General features: G+C 71.7%; 13 protein-coding genes. 5 read left to right on the top strand and 8 right to left on the bottom strand.

Features of this window, described 5'->3' with window-relative positions:
* Positions 1-56 precede the first annotated feature (56 nt).
* Together purN and purH are read left to right on the top strand one after the other, a co-directional pair.
* On the top strand, positions 57-677 hold the full coding sequence (purN, locus tag ACQ452_RS24370; RefSeq protein ID WP_433387629.1) for a phosphoribosylglycinamide formyltransferase: 621 nt from the start codon (positions 57-59) through the stop codon (positions 675-677).
* Positions 674-2,245: a bifunctional phosphoribosylaminoimidazolecarboxamide formyltransferase/IMP cyclohydrolase gene (gene purH, locus ACQ452_RS24365; RefSeq protein WP_433387627.1), complete on the top strand. Its 1,572-nt coding sequence runs from the start codon at positions 674-676 to the stop codon at positions 2,243-2,245. The genes purN and purH overlap by 4 nt, the downstream gene beginning before the upstream one ends.
* 47 nt (positions 2,246-2,292) lie before the next feature.
* On the opposite strand, the gene ACQ452_RS24360 is transcribed toward purH, so the two are convergent.
* The 5 genes from ACQ452_RS24360 to ACQ452_RS24340 form a co-directional block, all read right to left on the bottom strand.
* Complete coding sequence (locus ACQ452_RS24360) at positions 2,293-3,321, bottom strand: ABC transporter ATP-binding protein (RefSeq protein WP_433387625.1); 1,029 nt, start codon at positions 3,319-3,321, stop codon at positions 2,293-2,295.
* Entirely contained in the window at positions 3,305-4,342 is a 1,038-nt protein-coding gene (locus ACQ452_RS24355; RefSeq protein ID WP_433387623.1) for an ABC transporter ATP-binding protein, read from the bottom strand. Before ACQ452_RS24355 ends, ACQ452_RS24360 begins: the two co-directional genes overlap by 17 nt.
* A gap of 231 nt (positions 4,343-4,573) precedes the next feature.
* Positions 4,574-5,530, bottom strand: a complete 957-nt coding sequence (locus ACQ452_RS24350) for an ABC transporter permease (protein WP_433387621.1) — start codon at positions 5,528-5,530, stop codon at positions 4,574-4,576.
* A gap of 17 nt (positions 5,531-5,547) precedes the next feature.
* A complete protein-coding gene (locus ACQ452_RS24345) occupies positions 5,548-6,486 on the bottom strand; it encodes an ABC transporter permease (protein WP_433387619.1) in 939 nt (312 codons plus the stop codon).
* A gap of 84 nt (positions 6,487-6,570) precedes the next feature.
* Positions 6,571-8,175 (bottom strand): peptide ABC transporter substrate-binding protein, encoded by a 1,605-nt coding sequence (locus tag ACQ452_RS24340; RefSeq protein ID WP_433387617.1) that lies wholly within the window; start codon positions 8,173-8,175, stop codon positions 6,571-6,573.
* Positions 8,176-8,605: 430 nt separating this feature from the next.
* Between ACQ452_RS24340 and ACQ452_RS24335 the strand changes: the two genes are divergently transcribed.
* Positions 8,606-9,466 (top strand): bifunctional methylenetetrahydrofolate dehydrogenase/methenyltetrahydrofolate cyclohydrolase, encoded by an 861-nt coding sequence (locus ACQ452_RS24335; protein ID WP_433387615.1) that lies wholly within the window; start codon positions 8,606-8,608, stop codon positions 9,464-9,466.
* Between the two features lie 187 nt (positions 9,467-9,653).
* A complete protein-coding gene (locus ACQ452_RS24330) occupies positions 9,654-10,604 on the top strand; it encodes a malate dehydrogenase (protein WP_433387613.1) in 951 nt (316 codons plus the stop codon).
* Positions 10,605-10,662: 58 nt separating this feature from the next.
* Here the strand turns inward: ACQ452_RS24330 and ACQ452_RS24325 are convergent, their stop codons facing one another.
* Entirely contained in the window at positions 10,663-11,469 is an 807-nt protein-coding gene (locus ACQ452_RS24325; RefSeq protein WP_433387611.1) for an MBL fold metallo-hydrolase, read from the bottom strand.
* A 137-nt stretch (positions 11,470-11,606) separates the two neighbouring features.
* On the opposite strand from ACQ452_RS24325, the gene ACQ452_RS24320 reads away from it, so the two are divergent.
* A complete protein-coding gene (locus tag ACQ452_RS24320) occupies positions 11,607-12,824 on the top strand; it encodes an NADP-dependent isocitrate dehydrogenase (RefSeq protein ID WP_433387609.1) in 1,218 nt (405 codons plus the stop codon).
* A gap of 506 nt (positions 12,825-13,330) precedes the next feature.
* On the opposite strand, the gene galT is transcribed toward ACQ452_RS24320, so the two are convergent.
* Together galT and cysC are read right to left on the bottom strand one after the other, a co-directional pair.
* Positions 13,331-14,407: a galactose-1-phosphate uridylyltransferase gene (galT, locus tag ACQ452_RS24315; RefSeq protein WP_433387607.1), complete on the bottom strand. Its 1,077-nt coding sequence runs from the start codon at positions 14,405-14,407 to the stop codon at positions 13,331-13,333.
* A gap of 242 nt (positions 14,408-14,649) precedes the next feature.
* On the bottom strand, positions 14,650-16,179 hold the full coding sequence (gene cysC, locus ACQ452_RS24310) for an adenylyl-sulfate kinase (protein WP_433387605.1): 1,530 nt from the start codon (positions 16,177-16,179) through the stop codon (positions 14,650-14,652).
* Positions 16,180-16,207: the final 28 nt, after the last annotated feature.

The raw sequence follows: 16,207 nt of genomic DNA, 5'->3' as shown, positions 1-16,207 counted from the left end.
TGAATGTCGCAATGCCCAGCGTTCGGACCCGCCGGCGAGCCCGATAGGGTGACCCGGTGACCGAGCCCGCGTCCGTCGCCCGCATCGTCGTCCTCGTTTCCGGCTCCGGGAGCAACCTCCAGGCACTGCTCGACGCGAGCGCCGATCCGGCGTACGGGGCCCGGGTGGTGGCCGTGGGCGCCGACCGCGACGGCATCGCTGGCCTGGACCGGGCCGCGGCGGCCGGGGTGACGTCCTTCGTCGAGCGGGTCGCCGCGCACCCGACGCGCGAGGACTGGGACGCCGCGCTGACCGCCCGCGTCGCCGAGCACCTGCCCGACCTGGTCGTCTCCGCCGGTTTCCTGAAGCTGGTCGGCCCGCGCTTCCTGGCCGCCTTCGGCGACCGCTACCTCAACACGCACAACACTTTGCTGCCGGCGTTCCCCGGCATCCACGGCCCGCGTGACGCCCTCGCCTACGGCGTGAAGGTCACCGGGGCCACGCTCTTCTTCGTCGACGCCGGTATGGACACCGGCCCGATCGTCGCGCAGGTGGCCGTGCCGGTGCGCGACGACGACGACGTCGAGACGCTCACCGAGCGCATCAAGGAAGCCGAGCGGCGCCAGCTCGTCGAGCAGGTGGGCCGCCTCGTCCGCGAAGGTTGGACGATCACCGGAAGGAAGGTCACGGTTCCGTGAGTTCCACTCAGGACGAACGCCGCCCGATCAGGCGGGCGCTGGTCAGCGTCTACGACAAGACCGGCCTCGTCGAGCTGGCCCGGGCGCTGCACGCCGCCGGGGTGGAGATCGTCTCTACCGGCAGCACCGCCACGGCCATCGCCGGGGCGGGGGTGCCGGTGACTCCCGTGGAGACCGTGACCGGCTTCCCGGAGATCCTCGACGGCCGGGTCAAGACGCTGCACCCCAAGGTCCACGGTGGGCTCCTCGCCGACCTGCGCAAGGACTCCCACGTCGCCCAGCTCGACGAGCACGGCATCGCCGGCATCGACCTGCTGGTGTCCAACCTCTACCCGTTCCAGGCCACGGTCGCCTCCGGCGCCGGTGTCGAGGAGTGCGTGGAGCAGATCGACATCGGCGGTCCGGCCATGGTCCGGGCGGCGGCCAAGAACCATGCCTCGGTCGCGGTGGTGACCGACCCGGCCGCGTACCCGGCGCTGCTCGCCGCGCTCGACGAGGGCGGCTTCACCCTGGCCCGGCGGCGGATGCTGGCGGCCCGCGCCTTCGCCGTCATCGCCGAGTACGACGTCGCGGTGGCCGAGTGGTGCGCCGCCACGCTGGCGCCCGAGGAGGACGGCTGGCCCGGCTTCGCGGGGCTGTCGCTGCACCGCTCGGCGGTGCTGCGCTACGGCGAGAACCCGCACCAGCCGGCGGCGCTCTACGCCGACCCGGCGAGCCCGGCGGGGCTGGCCCAGGCCGCGCAGTTGCACGGCAAGGAGATGTCCTACAACAACTACGTCGACGCCGACGCCGCGTGGCGGGCGGCCAACGACTTCGCCGACCAGCCGGCGGTGGCGATCATCAAGCACGCCAACCCGTGCGGCATCGCGGTCGGCGCCGACGTGGCCGAGGCGCACCGCCGGGCACACGCCTGCGATCCCGTGTCCGCGTACGGCGGGGTGATCGCCGTCAACCGGCCGGTCTCGGTCGAGCTGGCCCGGCAGGTCGCCGAGATCTTCACCGAGGTGCTGGTGGCGCCCGGGTTCGACGAGGGTGCGGTGGAGATCCTCCAGGGCAAGAAGAACATCCGGCTGCTGCACGCGCCGGCCTTCGACCCGCTGCCGGCCGAGTGGCGGCAGGTCACCGGCGGCGTGCTGGTGCAGCTGGCCGACCGGATCGACGCCGCGGGCGACGACCCGGCCGACTGGCGGCTGGCCACCGGCGAGCCGGCCGACGAGGCGACCCTGCGCGACCTGGTCTTCGCCTGGCGGGCCGTGCGGGCGGTGAAGAGCAACGCGATCCTGCTGGCCAGGGACGGCGCGACCGTCGGCGTCGGAATGGGCCAGGTCAACCGGGTCGACTCGGCGCAGCTCGCGATCAGCCGGGCCGGGACGGAGCGGGCCCGGGGCGCGGTCTGCGCCTCGGACGCGTTCTTCCCGTTCGCCGACGGTCCGAAGATCCTCATCGACGCTGGCGTGCGCGCGATCGTGCAGCCGGGCGGCTCCATCCGCGACGAGGAGGTGATCGCCGCGGCCAAGGAGGCCGGCGTCACCATGTACCTCACGGGCACCCGGCACTTCTTCCACTGACCCCGACCCGCCCCACCCCCGCGCGGTAGCGGGGGTGGGGCGGGTCGTCAGGGTGCGGGCCGCAGCTCGGCGAAGTGGCAGGCCGAGGGGTGCGGGTCCGCCGCGCGGGGCACCGCGTGGGGCTCCTCGATCGCGCAGACCTCCTGGGCCTTCCAGCAGCGGGTGCGGAAGTGGCAGCCGCTCGGCGGGTCCGCCGGGCTCGGCACGTCGCCGGTGAGCCGGATCATGGTGCGCTGGTCGCGGGCCTCCGGGTCGGGCACCGGCACGGCCGAGAGCAGTGCCTGGGTGTACGGGTGGGTGGCCCGCTCGTAGATCTCGTCCTCGGTGCCGATCTCCACGATCTTGCCGAGGTACATCACCGCGACCCGGTCCGAGATGTGCCGGACCACCGACAGGTCGTGGGCGATGAAGACGTACGACAGGCCGAACTCGTCCTGGAGCTTCTCCAGCAGGTTGATCACCTGCGCCTGGATCGACACGTCCAGGGCGCTGACCGGCTCGTCACAGACGATGATCTCGGGCCGCAGGGCGAGCGCCCGGGCGATGCCGATGCGCTGCCGCTGACCGCCCGAGAACTGGTGCGGATACCGGTTGATGTGCTCCGGGTTGAGACCCACCACCTCCAGCAGCTCCCGTACCCGCTGCTGGCGGCTGCCCTTCGGCGCCACGTCGGGGTGGATCTCGAACGGCTCGCCGATGATGTCGCCGACCGTCATCCGCGGGTTCAGCGAGGTGTACGGGTCCTGCATCACCATCTGCATGTTGCGCCGCAGCCGGCGCAGCTCGGCGCCGGAGGCCCGGAGCAGGTCCCGGCCCTCCAGGGTGACCCGGCCCGAGGTGGGCGTCTCCAGCCGCATCAGCAGCCGGGCCAGCGTCGACTTGCCGCAGCCGGACTCGCCCACCACGCCCAGGGTCTCGCCCCGGCGCAGCTCGAAACTGACCCCGTCGACGGCCCGGACGGCACCGACCTGCTTCTGCAGCAGCACGCCCTGGCGGATCGGGAAGTGCTTGACCACGTTGTCGACGGCGAGGATCGTCTCGCCGCGCACCTTGGTGGGGCTAGCGGGCGCTGTCATCACGGACCTCCTGGGCGAAGTGGCACGCGCTGGTCCGGCCGTCGCCCAGGACCAGGTCGTGCGGCACCACGTCGACGCAGACCTGCTGGACGTACGGGCACCGGGGATGGAAGGGGCAGCCGGACGGGATCCGCATCAGGTTGGGCGGCAGCCCCTTGATCGTGGCGAGTTCCTGACCCCGCACGTCCAGCCGCGGGATCGACTCCAACAGCCCCTTCGTGTACGGGTGGGCCGGCGCCCGGTACAGCGAGCGGACGTCGGCGTGCTCGACGATGCGCCCGGCGTACATGACCGCGATCCGGTCGGCGACACCGGCGACCACGCCCAGGTCGTGCGTGATCAGGATCATCGCCATGTCGAGGTCGCGGCGCAGGTCGGCCAGCAGGTCCATGATCTGGGCCTGCACGGTGACGTCCAGGGCCGTGGTCGGCTCGTCGGCGATCAGCACCTTCGGGTTCATGGCCAGCGCCATCGCGATCATGACGCGTTGCCGCATGCCGCCGGAGAACTGGTGCGGGTAGTCACTGAGCCGGCTCGTGGTGCCCGGGATCCGTACCAGGTCCATCAGTTCGATGACCCGCCTGCGGGCATCGGCCTTGGACATGCCCTCGCGCTGGCGCAGCGTCTCGCCGATCTGCCAGCCCACCGGGAAGACCGGGTTCAGCGCGGAGAGGGCGTCCTGGAAGATCATCGCGATCTCCTTGCCGCGCACCCGCCGGCGCTGCTCCTCTGGCAGCTTCAGCAGGTCCCGCCCCTGGTAGCGGATCTCGCCGGAGCGGACCACGGCCGGGGGAGTGTCGAGAATGCCCATGATCGCCTGGGCGGTGACCGACTTGCCGGAGCCCGACTCGCCGAGCACGGCGAGCGTCTCGCCGGGGTCCAGGTGGTAGGAGACCCCATTGATGACCTTGGCGACCCCCTCGCCGGTGCGGAACTCGATGTGCAGGTCCCGCACGTCCAGCAGGTGCCCGCCCTCGGGCGTCGGGGACGCCGGCGTCGGTGAAACGGCGGACTGACTCACGGTTCCTGCCTTTCGCTCGCGACTGCGGGGCTCGCTTCGCTCACTCCTCGCGCTCGCGGGGGGTCCTGCCTTTCGCTCGCGACTGCGGGGCTCGCTTCGCTCACTCCTCGCGCTCGCGGGGGGTCCTGCCTTTCGCTCGCGACTGCGGGGCTCGCTTCGCTCACTCCTCGCGCTCGCGGGGGGTCCTGCCTTTCGCGTGCGGCTGCCGGGTTCGCTGCTCGGGTCCGCATGTCAGCGCAGCTTCGGGTCGAAGGCGTCGCGGATCGCGTCGCCGAGCATGATGAAGGCCAGCACGGTCAGCGCGAGGAAGGTCGAGGGGACCAGCAGCGGGGTGGCGGACTCCCGCATGTGCACCCGGCCCGCGTCGATGTCGATGCCCCAGGAGATGGTCGGGGCCCTGAGCCCGATGCCGAGGAAGCTCAGCGTCGCCTCGGCGGCGATGAACGAGCCGAGGGCGATGGTCAGCACCACGATCGCCGGGGCCAGCGCGTTGGGCAGGATGTGCCGCAGCATGATCCGGCCGTGGCCGGCGCCGAGCATCCGGGCCGCCGCGACGTAGTCCTGCTCCTTGGCGGTGATCACCGACGAGCGGACGACGCGGGCGGCGGTGGTCCAACCGAGGATCGCCAGCACGAAGATCACCGCACCGATCCGGATCGCCGTGCTGTCGCTGTTGACCCGCTTGAGCAGCACGATCGCGGCGAGCAGGAGCGGGATCCCGAGGACGATGTCGATCAGCCGGGAGAGCACCGCGTCGACCCAGCGGCCGAAGTATCCCGCCAGCATTCCCACGGCGAGCGCGATCAGGCCGGTGAGCAGCGCGGAGATCGCGCCGACCAGCAGCGAGGCGCGCGCGCCGTGGACCGCCCGGGAGTACGTGTCGCAGCCCTGGAAGTCGTACCCGAAGATCGCTCCACCCGACGGGCCGGCGTGCTGCCGGGACAGCATGCAGTCGCGCGGGTCGTTCGCGGTGAACAGCCCGGGAACGGCGGCCATGGCGGCGACCAGCACCACCAGCACCAGGCTGATCCAGAAGATGGGTTTGCGGCGCAGGTCCCGCCAGGCGTCGCCCGCCAGGCTGCGGGGCTTCTGCGGCACGCCGGCCTGCCCCGGGGCGCCCGGCTCACCCGACGGTCCCCGCCGGGCGGCCTGGTTCTCGCTCGCGGCGACAGTCTCGAAGTCACTCATGCCGGCACCTCGCGCGCTCACTCATAGCGGATCCTCGGATCGAGTACGGCGTACAGGACGTCCACCACCAGGTTGGAGACGAGGTACACGACGACGAGCACGCTGACGATGCCCACCACCAGGGGCCCGTCCTCGGTGCGGATGCCGCGGTAGAGGTTGAAGCCGACCCCGGGGATGTTGAACACGCCCTCGGTGATGATCGCGCCGCTCATCAGGTTGCCCATCTCGACGCCGAGGAAGGTGATCACCGGGATGAGCGAGTTGCGCAGCACGTGCACGCTGACGATCCGTCGCTTCACCAGGCCCTTGGACCGGGCGGTACGCACGTAGTCGGCGCGCAGGTTCTCGGCCACGGACGTCCGGGTCAGCCGCAGCGCGGTGGCCAGCGAGAGCGAGCCGAGCACGATGCCCGGCAGCAGGAGCGCGTACAGGTCCGGGTCGGCGCCGGCGGTGGGCGGGAAGAACTGCCACTTGACGCCGAGGAGGTACTGGGCCAGCGGCGCGAGCACGATCGTCGGGATGCCGAGCACCAGCAGGGTCAGCAGCAGGGTCGAGTTGTCGAAGATGCTGGCCCGCCGGATGCCGGCGAGCACACCCGCGGTGACCCCGATGACGATGGTGACCGCCATGGCGATCAGCGCCAGCTTGATCGTGACCGGCCAGGCGGCGGCCAGGATGTCCCCGATCGAACGCCCGGTGAGGGACTGTCCGAGGTCGCCCTGGAGCAGGTTCTTGAGGTAGTCGAAGTAGCGGTAGAAGAAGCCGCCGACGCCGGTCCGGTCGAGGTGGAACTCCTCCGTCAGGTATGCCCGCTGTGCCGGGGTGACCGGGCGTTCGCCGGCGAGCGCCTGGATGGGGTCGCCCTGGCCGGCGAACATCAGGGCGTAGACGATCAGCGTGGTCCCGAAGAACGCGAGGACCATCTGGAGCAGACGCCGCAGGATGAAGCGGAACATACTTGGCAGTCTCTCTGAAAAAGGGCGAAGAGGTGCCGGGTCGGGCCACCGTCCGCCGATGGCCCGACCCGTCGTGCCGTGGTGTTACTTGACTGCCTCGATCTGCAGCAGGTCGATCCGGTCGAAGAGATCCATCTCCACGTTGGTGACCTTGGTCGAGTGGCCGAAGTTGTTCTGGCCGTACCGCAGCGGGATCACCGGCAGGTCCTGCGCCAGCAGATCCTCCGCCGCCTGGTACTTCTTGACCGCCTCTTCCTCGTTGGCGGCGCGGGCGCCCTCGGCGAGCAGCTTGTCGAACTCCGGGTTGCTGTAGCCGTAGTAGTTCGACGAGCCGGCGCTGCTGTACAGCGGGCCCAGGTAGTTCTCCATCGACGGGTAGTCCATGACCCAGCCCATCCGGAACAGGCCGACCGGCTGCTTGTCCTTCAGCTTGGTCAGCAGGTCCGCGAACTTCGGCTCGGCGGTGCCCACGCACTCCACGCCCAGGTTGGCCTTGAGCTGGTTGCAGGTCGCGTCGATCCAGTCCTTGTGGCCGCCGTCGCCGTTGTAGGACAGCTCGATCTTCGCCGGGCCACCCGCGGCCTGGTACAGGGCCTTGGCCTTGGCCGCGTCGAACTCGCCGGCCTCGCCGATGGTGTTGTCGCGGTAGCCCGCGACGACCGGCGAGACGAACGAGCGGGCCGGCTGCTGCGAGTCCTTGAAGATCGACTTGGTGATCTCGTCCCGGTCGATCGCCATCGAGATCGCCTTGCGCACGTCCGGGTTGCTGAACTCCTCCTCGAACGTGGGGAAGGAGAGCACCTGCAACGACGAGGCGGAACTCTGCTTGAACCGGTCACCCAGGTCGGTGGTGGCCGTCGAGAGGTTCTCGGTCGGGATGGTCTTGATCACGTCGAGGTTGTCCGAGAGCACGTCCGCGTACGCGGCGGTCGGCTGCTGGTAGATCCGGAACTCGACGCCGGCCACCTTCGGCTGCTCGCCGGGGAAGGCGTCGTACTTCTCGACCTCGACCTTGGCGTCGTGCTGCCAGGTGCCCTTCATCTTGAACGGGCCCTGACCGATCGGCGCCTGCTCGTAGCCCTCGGCCAGCACGCCGGGCGCGGAGAACGCGGCCTTCGGCATCGGGTAGAAGGCGGTGTAGCCGAGCATGGTCTTGAACTCGCTGTACGGCTGGGACAGCGTGACGGTGAAGGTGCGGTCGTCGACCTTCTTCAGCCCGGTGAGCGTCTTCGCCGTCGGGTCCTCGCCCTGCATGTCCTCGTAGCCGGCGATCTTCTCGAAGAAGTAGCTGGAGTTCTGGCCGTTGGGGGCGTAGGCGCCGTAGTTCCAGGCGTCGAGGTAGTTGTCGGCGGTGACCTTCTCGCCGTTGTGGAAGGTGTAGCCGTCCTTCAGCTCGACGGTCCAGGTGACGTTGTCCTCGGAGGTGACCGACTCGGCCGCCACCTCGTACGCCTTGTTGGCCTCGTCATAGTCGACCAGCGGGCTGAACAGGGCGCTGAGCACCTGCGAGCCGCTCGTCTCGTTGGTGTTGGTCGGCAGCAGGTGCTGCGGTTCGGCGATCTCGATCCGCACCGACGCGTCAGGGTTGCTCTCGCCGGATCCACCGTCGCCGCCCGAGCCGCAGGCCACCAGGCCCAGGGTCACCGCGAGCGGGAGGGCGGTCCAGGTAGCGAGCCTACGAACACGCATTATGGCCTCCTCGTCTCCTCACGCTGTGCAGCCGGGCCCGACGCTGGGTTTACGCTGCGCAACGTTGGGCAACGGTAGGTCGCGGGTCGGCCATCGGCAACGGACGGGTTGCGAACCGGTAACGGAGTAGGCCTCGATGGCTTGCCCGCGCGGGCCGGATCTGATATGTGCTCTGCGCGGGGAAAGCGGCGCTGGAATGCGGGAACTCCCGGGCACCTCCGGGCTGTGCCGCGACCGCTGTGCCGTGCTGCGGCGTCTCGCGCCGCCGGGGGTGGCCGTCCCGCGGGCCGCCCCGACGTCCGGTTCCGCCGGGGCCCACGTCGGCGACCAAGTAACTCACAGTGATGAAGAGCACGTAACTCATCGTGATCGCGGGCTGGCTGCCGCCGGTCCTCGGACCATCGGCCGCGGCGCGTGAGACGATCTGGGCGTGACGGCGACGCTTCTGGACGGCAAGGCCACCGCGGCCGAGATCAAGGACGAGTTGCGGGCGCGGGTCAAGGCCCTGGCGGAACGCCGCATCACCCCCGGGCTGGGCACCGTCCTGGTCGGCGCGGACCCCGGCTCCCAGGCGTACGTCAACGGCAAGCACCGCGACTGCGCGGAGGTCGGCGTCGCCTCCATCCGCCGGGAGCTGCCCGCCGACGCGACCCAGGCGCAGGTCGAGGCCGTGCTCGCCGAGCTGAACGCCGATCCGGCGTGCCACGGCTACATCGTCCAACTGCCGCTGCCGGCCCACCTCGACACCCAGCGGGTGCTGGAGCTGATCGACCCCGACAAGGACGCCGACGGCCTGCACCCGGTCAACCTCGGCCGGCTGGTCCTCGGCTACGACGGTCCGCTGCCCTGCACCCCGCGCGGCATCGTCGAACTGCTGCGCCGGCACGACGTGGCGCTGCGCGGCGCCACGGTCGCCGTGGTCGGCCGCGGCAACACCGTCGGCCGCCCGCTCGGCCTGCTGCTCACCCGGCGCAGCGAGAACGCCACCGTGACCCTCTGCCACACCGGCACCCTCGACCTGGCGGCGCACACCCGGGCCGCCGACATCGTCATCGTGGCCGCCGGGGTGCCGGGCCTGCTCACCGCCGACATGGTCACCCCCGGCGCGGTGGTCGTCGACGTCGGCATCACCCGGGTGATCGGCCCGGACGGCAAGGGCCGCTACACCGGTGACGTCTCCCCGGAGGCCGCCGAGGTGGCCGGCAAGCTGGTGCCCATGCCGGGCGGCGTCGGTCCGATGACCCGCGCGATGCTGCTGACCAACGTCGTGGAACGAGCCGAACGCGCCTGAGGTGTGCCGAAGGGCACCTTCGTGCCGCCCGCGGCGACAGCGGCCTCCTTCCTGCGCACCTCAGGGGTCGGGCGGGGCCCGCGGAGCGTGCCCGTGCGAGGCCATAACCGTCCGCCCCTGGCCGGTTCGGTGCCAGGATGACTGATACGGTCCGGAAAACCGACTGGTAGCAGGGAGTGGGACGACCATGGGTAAGAAGGTCACTGTCGTCGGGGCCGGCTTCTACGGCTCCACCACCGCACAGCGCCTGGCCGAGTACGACGTCTTCGACACCGTCGTGATCACCGACATCGTGGAGGGCAAGCCCGCGGGTCTCGCCCTGGACCTCAACCAGTCGCGTGCCATCGAGGGCTTCGAGACCAAGGTCGTCGGCGCGACCACCGGCCCGAACGGCGAGGGCTACGAGGCGATCGAGGGCTCGGACGTCGTGGTGATCACCGCCGGCCTGCCGCGCAAGCCGGGCATGAGCCGGATGGACCTGCTGGAGACCAACGCCAAGATCGTCCGCCAGGTCTCCGAGAACGTCGCCAAGTACGCCCCGAACGCCGTCGTCATCGTCGTGTCCAACCCGCTGGACGAGATGACCGCGCTGGCCCAGCTCGCCACCCAGTTCCCGCGCAACCGGGTGCTCGGCCAGGCCGGCATGCTGGACACCGCCCGGTTCACCAACTTCGTGGCCGAGGCGCTCGCGGTGCCGGTGAAGTCGGTGAAGACGCTGACCCTCGGCTCGCACGGCGACACGATGGTGCCGGTGCCCTCGCAGAGCACGGTCAACGGCAAGCCGCTGCGCGACGCGATGCCCGCCGAGCAGATCGAGGAGCTGGTCGTCAAGACCCGCAACGGCGGCGCCGAGGTGGTCGCCCTGCTCAAGACCGGTTCGGCCTACTACGCGCCGTCCGCCGCCGCCGCCCGGATGGCCAGGGCCGTCGCGGAGGACTCCGGCGAGGTCATGCCGGTCTGCGCCTGGGTCGACGGCGAGTACGGCATCGCCGGTGTCTACCTGGGCGTCGAGGCCGCCATCGGCGCCGAGGGCGTCAAGCGGGTCGTCGAGACCGACCTGGACGCCGACGAGCTGGCCAGCCTCAAGGAGGCCGCCGAGGCCGTCCGCGCCAAGCAGGGCGACGTCGCCTCCATGTGATCCGTGACGTCGAAGGGGCACGCCGGTCCGCCGGCGTGCCCCTTCGACGTCGCCCGGCCTACACCGTCACGAACGCCGCACCCAGATGCGGGGTGGCGAGCACCGTGGCACCGCGCGCGGCCAGGTCGCGCAGCAGCCCCACCCGCGAGGCACGCGCCGCGACCGTGTCCTCCTCGTGGGCGTACGCCAGCTCGGGGTCGACCAGTTGCACGGCGTGCACCAGCAGGTCGCCGGTGAACAGCAGGCGCTCGTCGTCGACCTCCAGCAGCACCGACTGGTGCCCGGGCGTGTGTCCCGGCGTCGGCAGCAGCCGTACGCTCGGATCGAGCCTCTCCGCGCCGTCGACCACCCGGAGCTGGCCGGCGGCGCGCAACGGCGCGACCAGGCCGGCCGCCAGCTCCGGGTTGAGGTGCCCCACGGCGGCCAGTTCGGCCCGTTGGAGCAGGTAGTCGGCGTTCGGGAAGTACGGCGTGCCCGGCGAGCCCGTGACCGCCCAGCCGACGTGGTCGGTGTGCAGGTGGGTGAGCACCACCGTGCGTACGTCGGCCGGGTCGATGCCGGCGGCGGCGAGTTCGGCCGGCAGCCGGCCGGGCACCGGCGCCCAGCCCGAGGCGGGGGAGCCGGCCGGGCCGATGCCGGCGTCGATGAGGGTCACCGGCCCGTCCCCGGCGCGGACCGCGAAGCTGCGGAACGGCAGCCACCACCGTCCGTCGGCGGTCACCGTGCCCGGGTCCCGCCGGTCGGCCGCGCGCCAGTGCTCCGCCGTGGCGCCGGGGAACGCGTGCGCGCGGGGCTGGAAGAACGGCCCCTCGCCGTCGGTGAGGGCGGTGACCGTGATAGACCCGAGGATGCGGTTCGCCGGCATCCGGCGATCATGTCAGCGGCCCGCGGCGCGGCGCGCACCCTTTTTCCGGCCCGACCGAGGCCGGCTGGGAAGGCCCGGCCTGTTTCCAGTACGCTCGTACTGCTAGAGCACGTGTCCCCCGAGAGGAGCGCCGGTCGATGGCGAAGATCAAGGTAAACAACCCGGTCGTTGAGCTCGACGGCGACGAGATGACCCGGATCATCTGGAAGCAGATCCGGGAGCAGCTGATCCTGCCCTACCTCGATGTCGACCTGCACTACTACGACCTTTCGATCCAGCACCGCGACGCCACCGACGACCAGGTCACCGTCGACGCCGCCAACGCCATCAAGGAGCACGGCGTCGGCGTCAAGTGCGCCACCATCACCCCGGACGAGGCCCGGGTCGAGGAGTTCGGCCTGAAGAAGATGTGGCGGTCGCCGAACGGCACGATCCGCAACATCCTCGGCGGCGTCGTCTTCCGCGAGCCGATCATCATGTCGAACGTGCCGCGGCTCGTCCCCGGCTGGACCAAGCCGATCATCATCGGCCGGCACGCCCACGGCGACCAGTACAAGGCCACCGACTTCGTCGTGCCCGGCCCGGGCAAGGTGACCATCACCTACACCCCGACCGACGGCGGCGCCCCGATGGAGATGGAGGTCGCCAACTTCCCCGGCGGCGGCATCGCCATGGGCATGTACAACTACGACGAGTCGATCCGGGACTTCGCCCGCGCGTCGTTCCGCTACGGCCTGGACCGCAACTACCCGGTCTACCTGTCCACCAAGAACACCATCCTCAAGGCGTACGACGGCCGCTTCAAGGACATCTTCGCCGAGGTGTTCGAGAACGAGTTCAAGGCCGAGTTCGACGCCGCCGGCATCACCTACGAGCACCGGCTGATCGACGACATGGTCGCCGCCGCGCTCAAGTGGGAGGGCGGCTACGTCTGGGCCTGCAAGAACTACGACGGTGACGTGCAGTCCGACACCGTCGCGCAGGGCTTCGGCTCGCTGGGTCTGATGACCTCCGTGCTGCTCTCCCCCGACGGCCGCACCGTCGAGGCCGAGGCCGCGCACGGCACGGTCACCCGGCACTACCGGCAGTACCAGAAGGGCGAGAAGACCTCGACCAACCCGATCGCGTCGATCTACGCCTGGACCCGGGGCCTGGCCCACCGGGGCAAGCTGGACGGCACGCCGGCGGTCACCGAGTTCGCCAACACCCTGGAGCAGGTCATCGTCGACACCGTCGAGGGCGGCCAGATGACCAAGGACCTCGCGCTGCTCATCTCGCGGGACGCCCCGTGGCTGACCACCGAGGAGTTCATGAACGCGCTGGACCAGAACCTGGCGCGCAAGCTCTCCGCCTGACCCGTACGCCCCTCGGGGACGCACCGGAGCCCGCCGGCAACCACCGGCGGGCTCCGCCGTCCCCGCTGTCTGCGCTGGCCCGCCTTTGCGTCGTCCCGCTTCTTGGCCGTGCCCGGCGGCTTCGCCGTAGATCTTGGTGAGGAATGGCCCCTCCGGGGGCCGAATTCTTCCAAGAATCAACTGGCTGGCCGGCCGAGGGGGATGGGGGCGGCAGGTCTCCGGGGGACGCGCCGGTGGCGTGACCAACCTCGACGCACCTCGTTGACCTGGGTGGACGAGATGCCAGTCGCGTCCAGGAAGGCCGACCGCGGTCGCCTCGCGGCAAGCGTGCCGACCAGCCAGCCTTCCCGGCTGTCACGCACAGCCAGCCGTTCCTTCCCTGCGGGGGGCCCTGTCCCGGGCCCCCCGCGCCCTCTCCGCCGCCACCGCGCATCCCGCCCGGCGCCGTCACGGACGTCGGGCGGGGAGCCGTGCCACCTCGGGCCGGGCTGCGGGATCCGGCGCTCTCACCGGCTGCGGAGGAGCACGGCGGCCTGTTCGGGGGCGATGTCGTTGATGAAGACGCCCATCCCGGACTCCGAGCCCGCCAGGTACTTCAGCTTGTCCTTCGCGCGCCGGATGCTGAACAACTGCAGGTGCAGGTGGCCCAGCTCGCGGTCGATGCGTACGGGCGCCTGGTGCCAGGCGGCGATGTAGGGCATCGGCATGTCGAAGAGCCCGTCGAAGCGGCGCAGCAGGTCCAGGTAGAGCGGCCCGAAGGCGTCCCGCTCGGCGTCGTCGAGCGCGGGGATGTCCGGCACCGGCCGGTGCGGTGCCACGTGCACCTCGAACGGCCAGCGGGCCGCCGCCGGGACGTATGCCGTCCAGTGCTCGTTGGCGGCGACCACCCGGTCGCCCGCGGCCCGTTCGGCGGCGAGTACGTCGGCGTAGAGGTTGCGCCCGCCCGTGCGCTCCGCGTGCCGGCGGGCGGCGGCCAGCAGCGCCCGGGTCCGCGGGGTCACGAAGGGGTACGCGTAGATCTGGCCGTGCGGGTGGTGCAGGGTCACGCCGATCTCCACGCCCCGGTTCTCGAAGCAGAAGACCTGCTCCACGGCGGGCAGTTCGCCGAGCGCCGTGGTGCGGTCGGCGAGCGCGTCGAGGACGGTGCGTACCCGACGCGGCGGGAGGGACGCGAAGGAGGCGTGGTGGTCGTCGGTGAAGCAGACCACCTCGCAGCGGCCCCGCCCGGGCCGGACCGGAGTGAACGGGGTGATCTCGGCGGGTTCGTCGGCCACCCGGCCGCTCAGCGAGGGGAAGCGGTTCTCGAAGACGGCGACGTCGTACTCGGGCGCGGGGATCTCGCTGAGCCGGCCGTCCCTGCTGGGGCAGAGTGGGCACTCGTCCGCCGGCGGCAGGAAGGTGCGGGTCTGCCGGTGCACGGCGACGGCCACCCACTCGTCGGTCAGCGGATCGAGGCGCAACTGCGACGCGGGCGGTGGTGGGGGCAGCTCGCGGCGGTCCGGTTGGTCCCGGACTGCGTCGTCGCGTTCGTCGAAGTAGATCAGCTCCCGGCCGTCGGCCAGCGTGATCGCGGTGCGTCTCACCTCGTCGTCCCCTCACCTGTCGTCGTGGCCGCCCGTCGCGCGCCGGCACGGGCACGACCACCGCGTCTGGTGCGGGCACGACCACCGGGGCGCGGTCGGTCTGCGCCCCCGTCAGGTGCGGGGTTCGCCGGCGCGGCCGGCGACGGCCGCCTTCGCCGCCGCGTGCCCTCACCCGGTCGAACGTGTTCGCACAGGGATGAACACTAGCGTCCCGGCGGGGCCGCGGCGGGCGACAGCCGGGATCAGGTGGACTGGAGCCGGGGCTCGACCCATCCCGTCTCGGTCAGGTGGTGCAGGACGGCCTCCACCGTCTCCTCGATCGTGACGTGGCTGGTGTCGACGACCAGGTCGGCGTCGGTGGGCTCCTCGTACGGGTCGTCGATGCCGGTCATCCCGGTGAGCAGGCCGGCGCGGGCCCGCGCGTAGAGGCCCTTGCGGTCGCGTTGCTCGCAGACCTCCAGCGGGGTCGCCACGTGCACCAGCAGGAAACCCGCACCGGCGGCCAGGGCCATCTCCCGGGCCGTCGCCCGGGCCTGGGCGTACGGGGCGATCGGGCAGCAGATGCCGACACCGTGGTGCCGGGCCACCTCGGCCGCCACCCAGCCGATGCGTCGGACGTTGAGGTCCCGGTCGGCCTTGCCGAAGCCCAGCCCGGCCGAGAGTTCGCGGCGGACCACGTCCCCGTCGAGCAGCGTGACAGTCCGGTCGCCCTGCTCGCGCAGCACGTCGGCCAGGCCCCGCGCGATCGTCGACTTGCCGGAGCCGGAGAGGCCGGTCAGGAAGATCACCAGGCCCCGGTGCCGGCGCGCCGGGCGGGCCCGGGCCAGCTCCTTCGCCACCGCCGGCGGGGTGTGCCATTCGGGCAGCGGGAAGCCCCGGTCCAGCAGGTCGTCGATCTCCGGCTGGGTCATCGCCAGCCGCCGGTTGCGCGGGGGGATGTCGTCGCGCCCGCGCCACTGCCCGTCGCGGTTGTCGTAGGCCAGCTCGCGCGGCACCAGCACCCGCAGGCCGGGGCCGGAGAGCATCTCGCCGGTGGCGAGCAGGTGCGTGACGCCGTACGCCGCCGCCACCCGGGCCCGCAGCAGCGCGTCGCTGATCTCGTCGTGCCGGCGCGACAGCGGTACGGCCACGAGCGTCGCCGGCGGCATCCGGTCCCGGGCGGCGAAGACGCTGCGTACGAGCGCCTCCGGGGGCAGCCCGCCGAGGCCATCCTCGCCGACGGGGATCATCACCAGCAGGTGGGCGCCGAGCGTGCGGGCCGCGTGGGCGATCTGGGCGAGCTGCGGCCGGTGCAGCGGACGGTCGGTGACCACCCCGAGCACCCGTCCGGCCGGCAGCAGCGGGCGTACCTCCTCGGGGGTGCGGCGCAGCCGCTGGAAGGGGCCGTGCCCACCGTCACCGAGCCGGCGCACCGCGCCCCCGACGCCGGCCACCCCGTCGCGGACCTGCCACACGTCGGCGACCTCCAGGGCCGCGACCGGGGCGCCCTCACCGTCGGTGAGCACCAGGGCGCGGCGTGCCCCGTCGCGCGGGTCGAGGCCCTGGGCGAGCGCCGTGGGCACCTGCAGGGCCACCGCCACCGGCCACGGCGAGCCGTCGGCGAGCCGCCCCCGGCGGCTCACCGAGACCAGGTCGGCGCGGGTCATGAAGCCCACCAGCGGGGCGTACGCCCCCGTCAGCAGCAGCTCCAGGTCGGCCAGCTCGCCGGGACGCGGCGTGTATGCCGGCGCGTCCCGGAGCACCTCGTCGGGCAGCACCCAGCCGTTGCTCATCCATCCCCCAAACCCCACTGGCCGGCAC

It is taken from the genome of Micromonospora sp. KLBMP9576, from assembly GCF_050941805.1.
Lineage (GTDB): Bacteria > Actinomycetota > Actinomycetes > Mycobacteriales > Micromonosporaceae > Micromonospora.
Note: the sequence above shows the minus strand (reverse complement) of the source record. Positions and strands in the feature narration are given on the sequence as shown.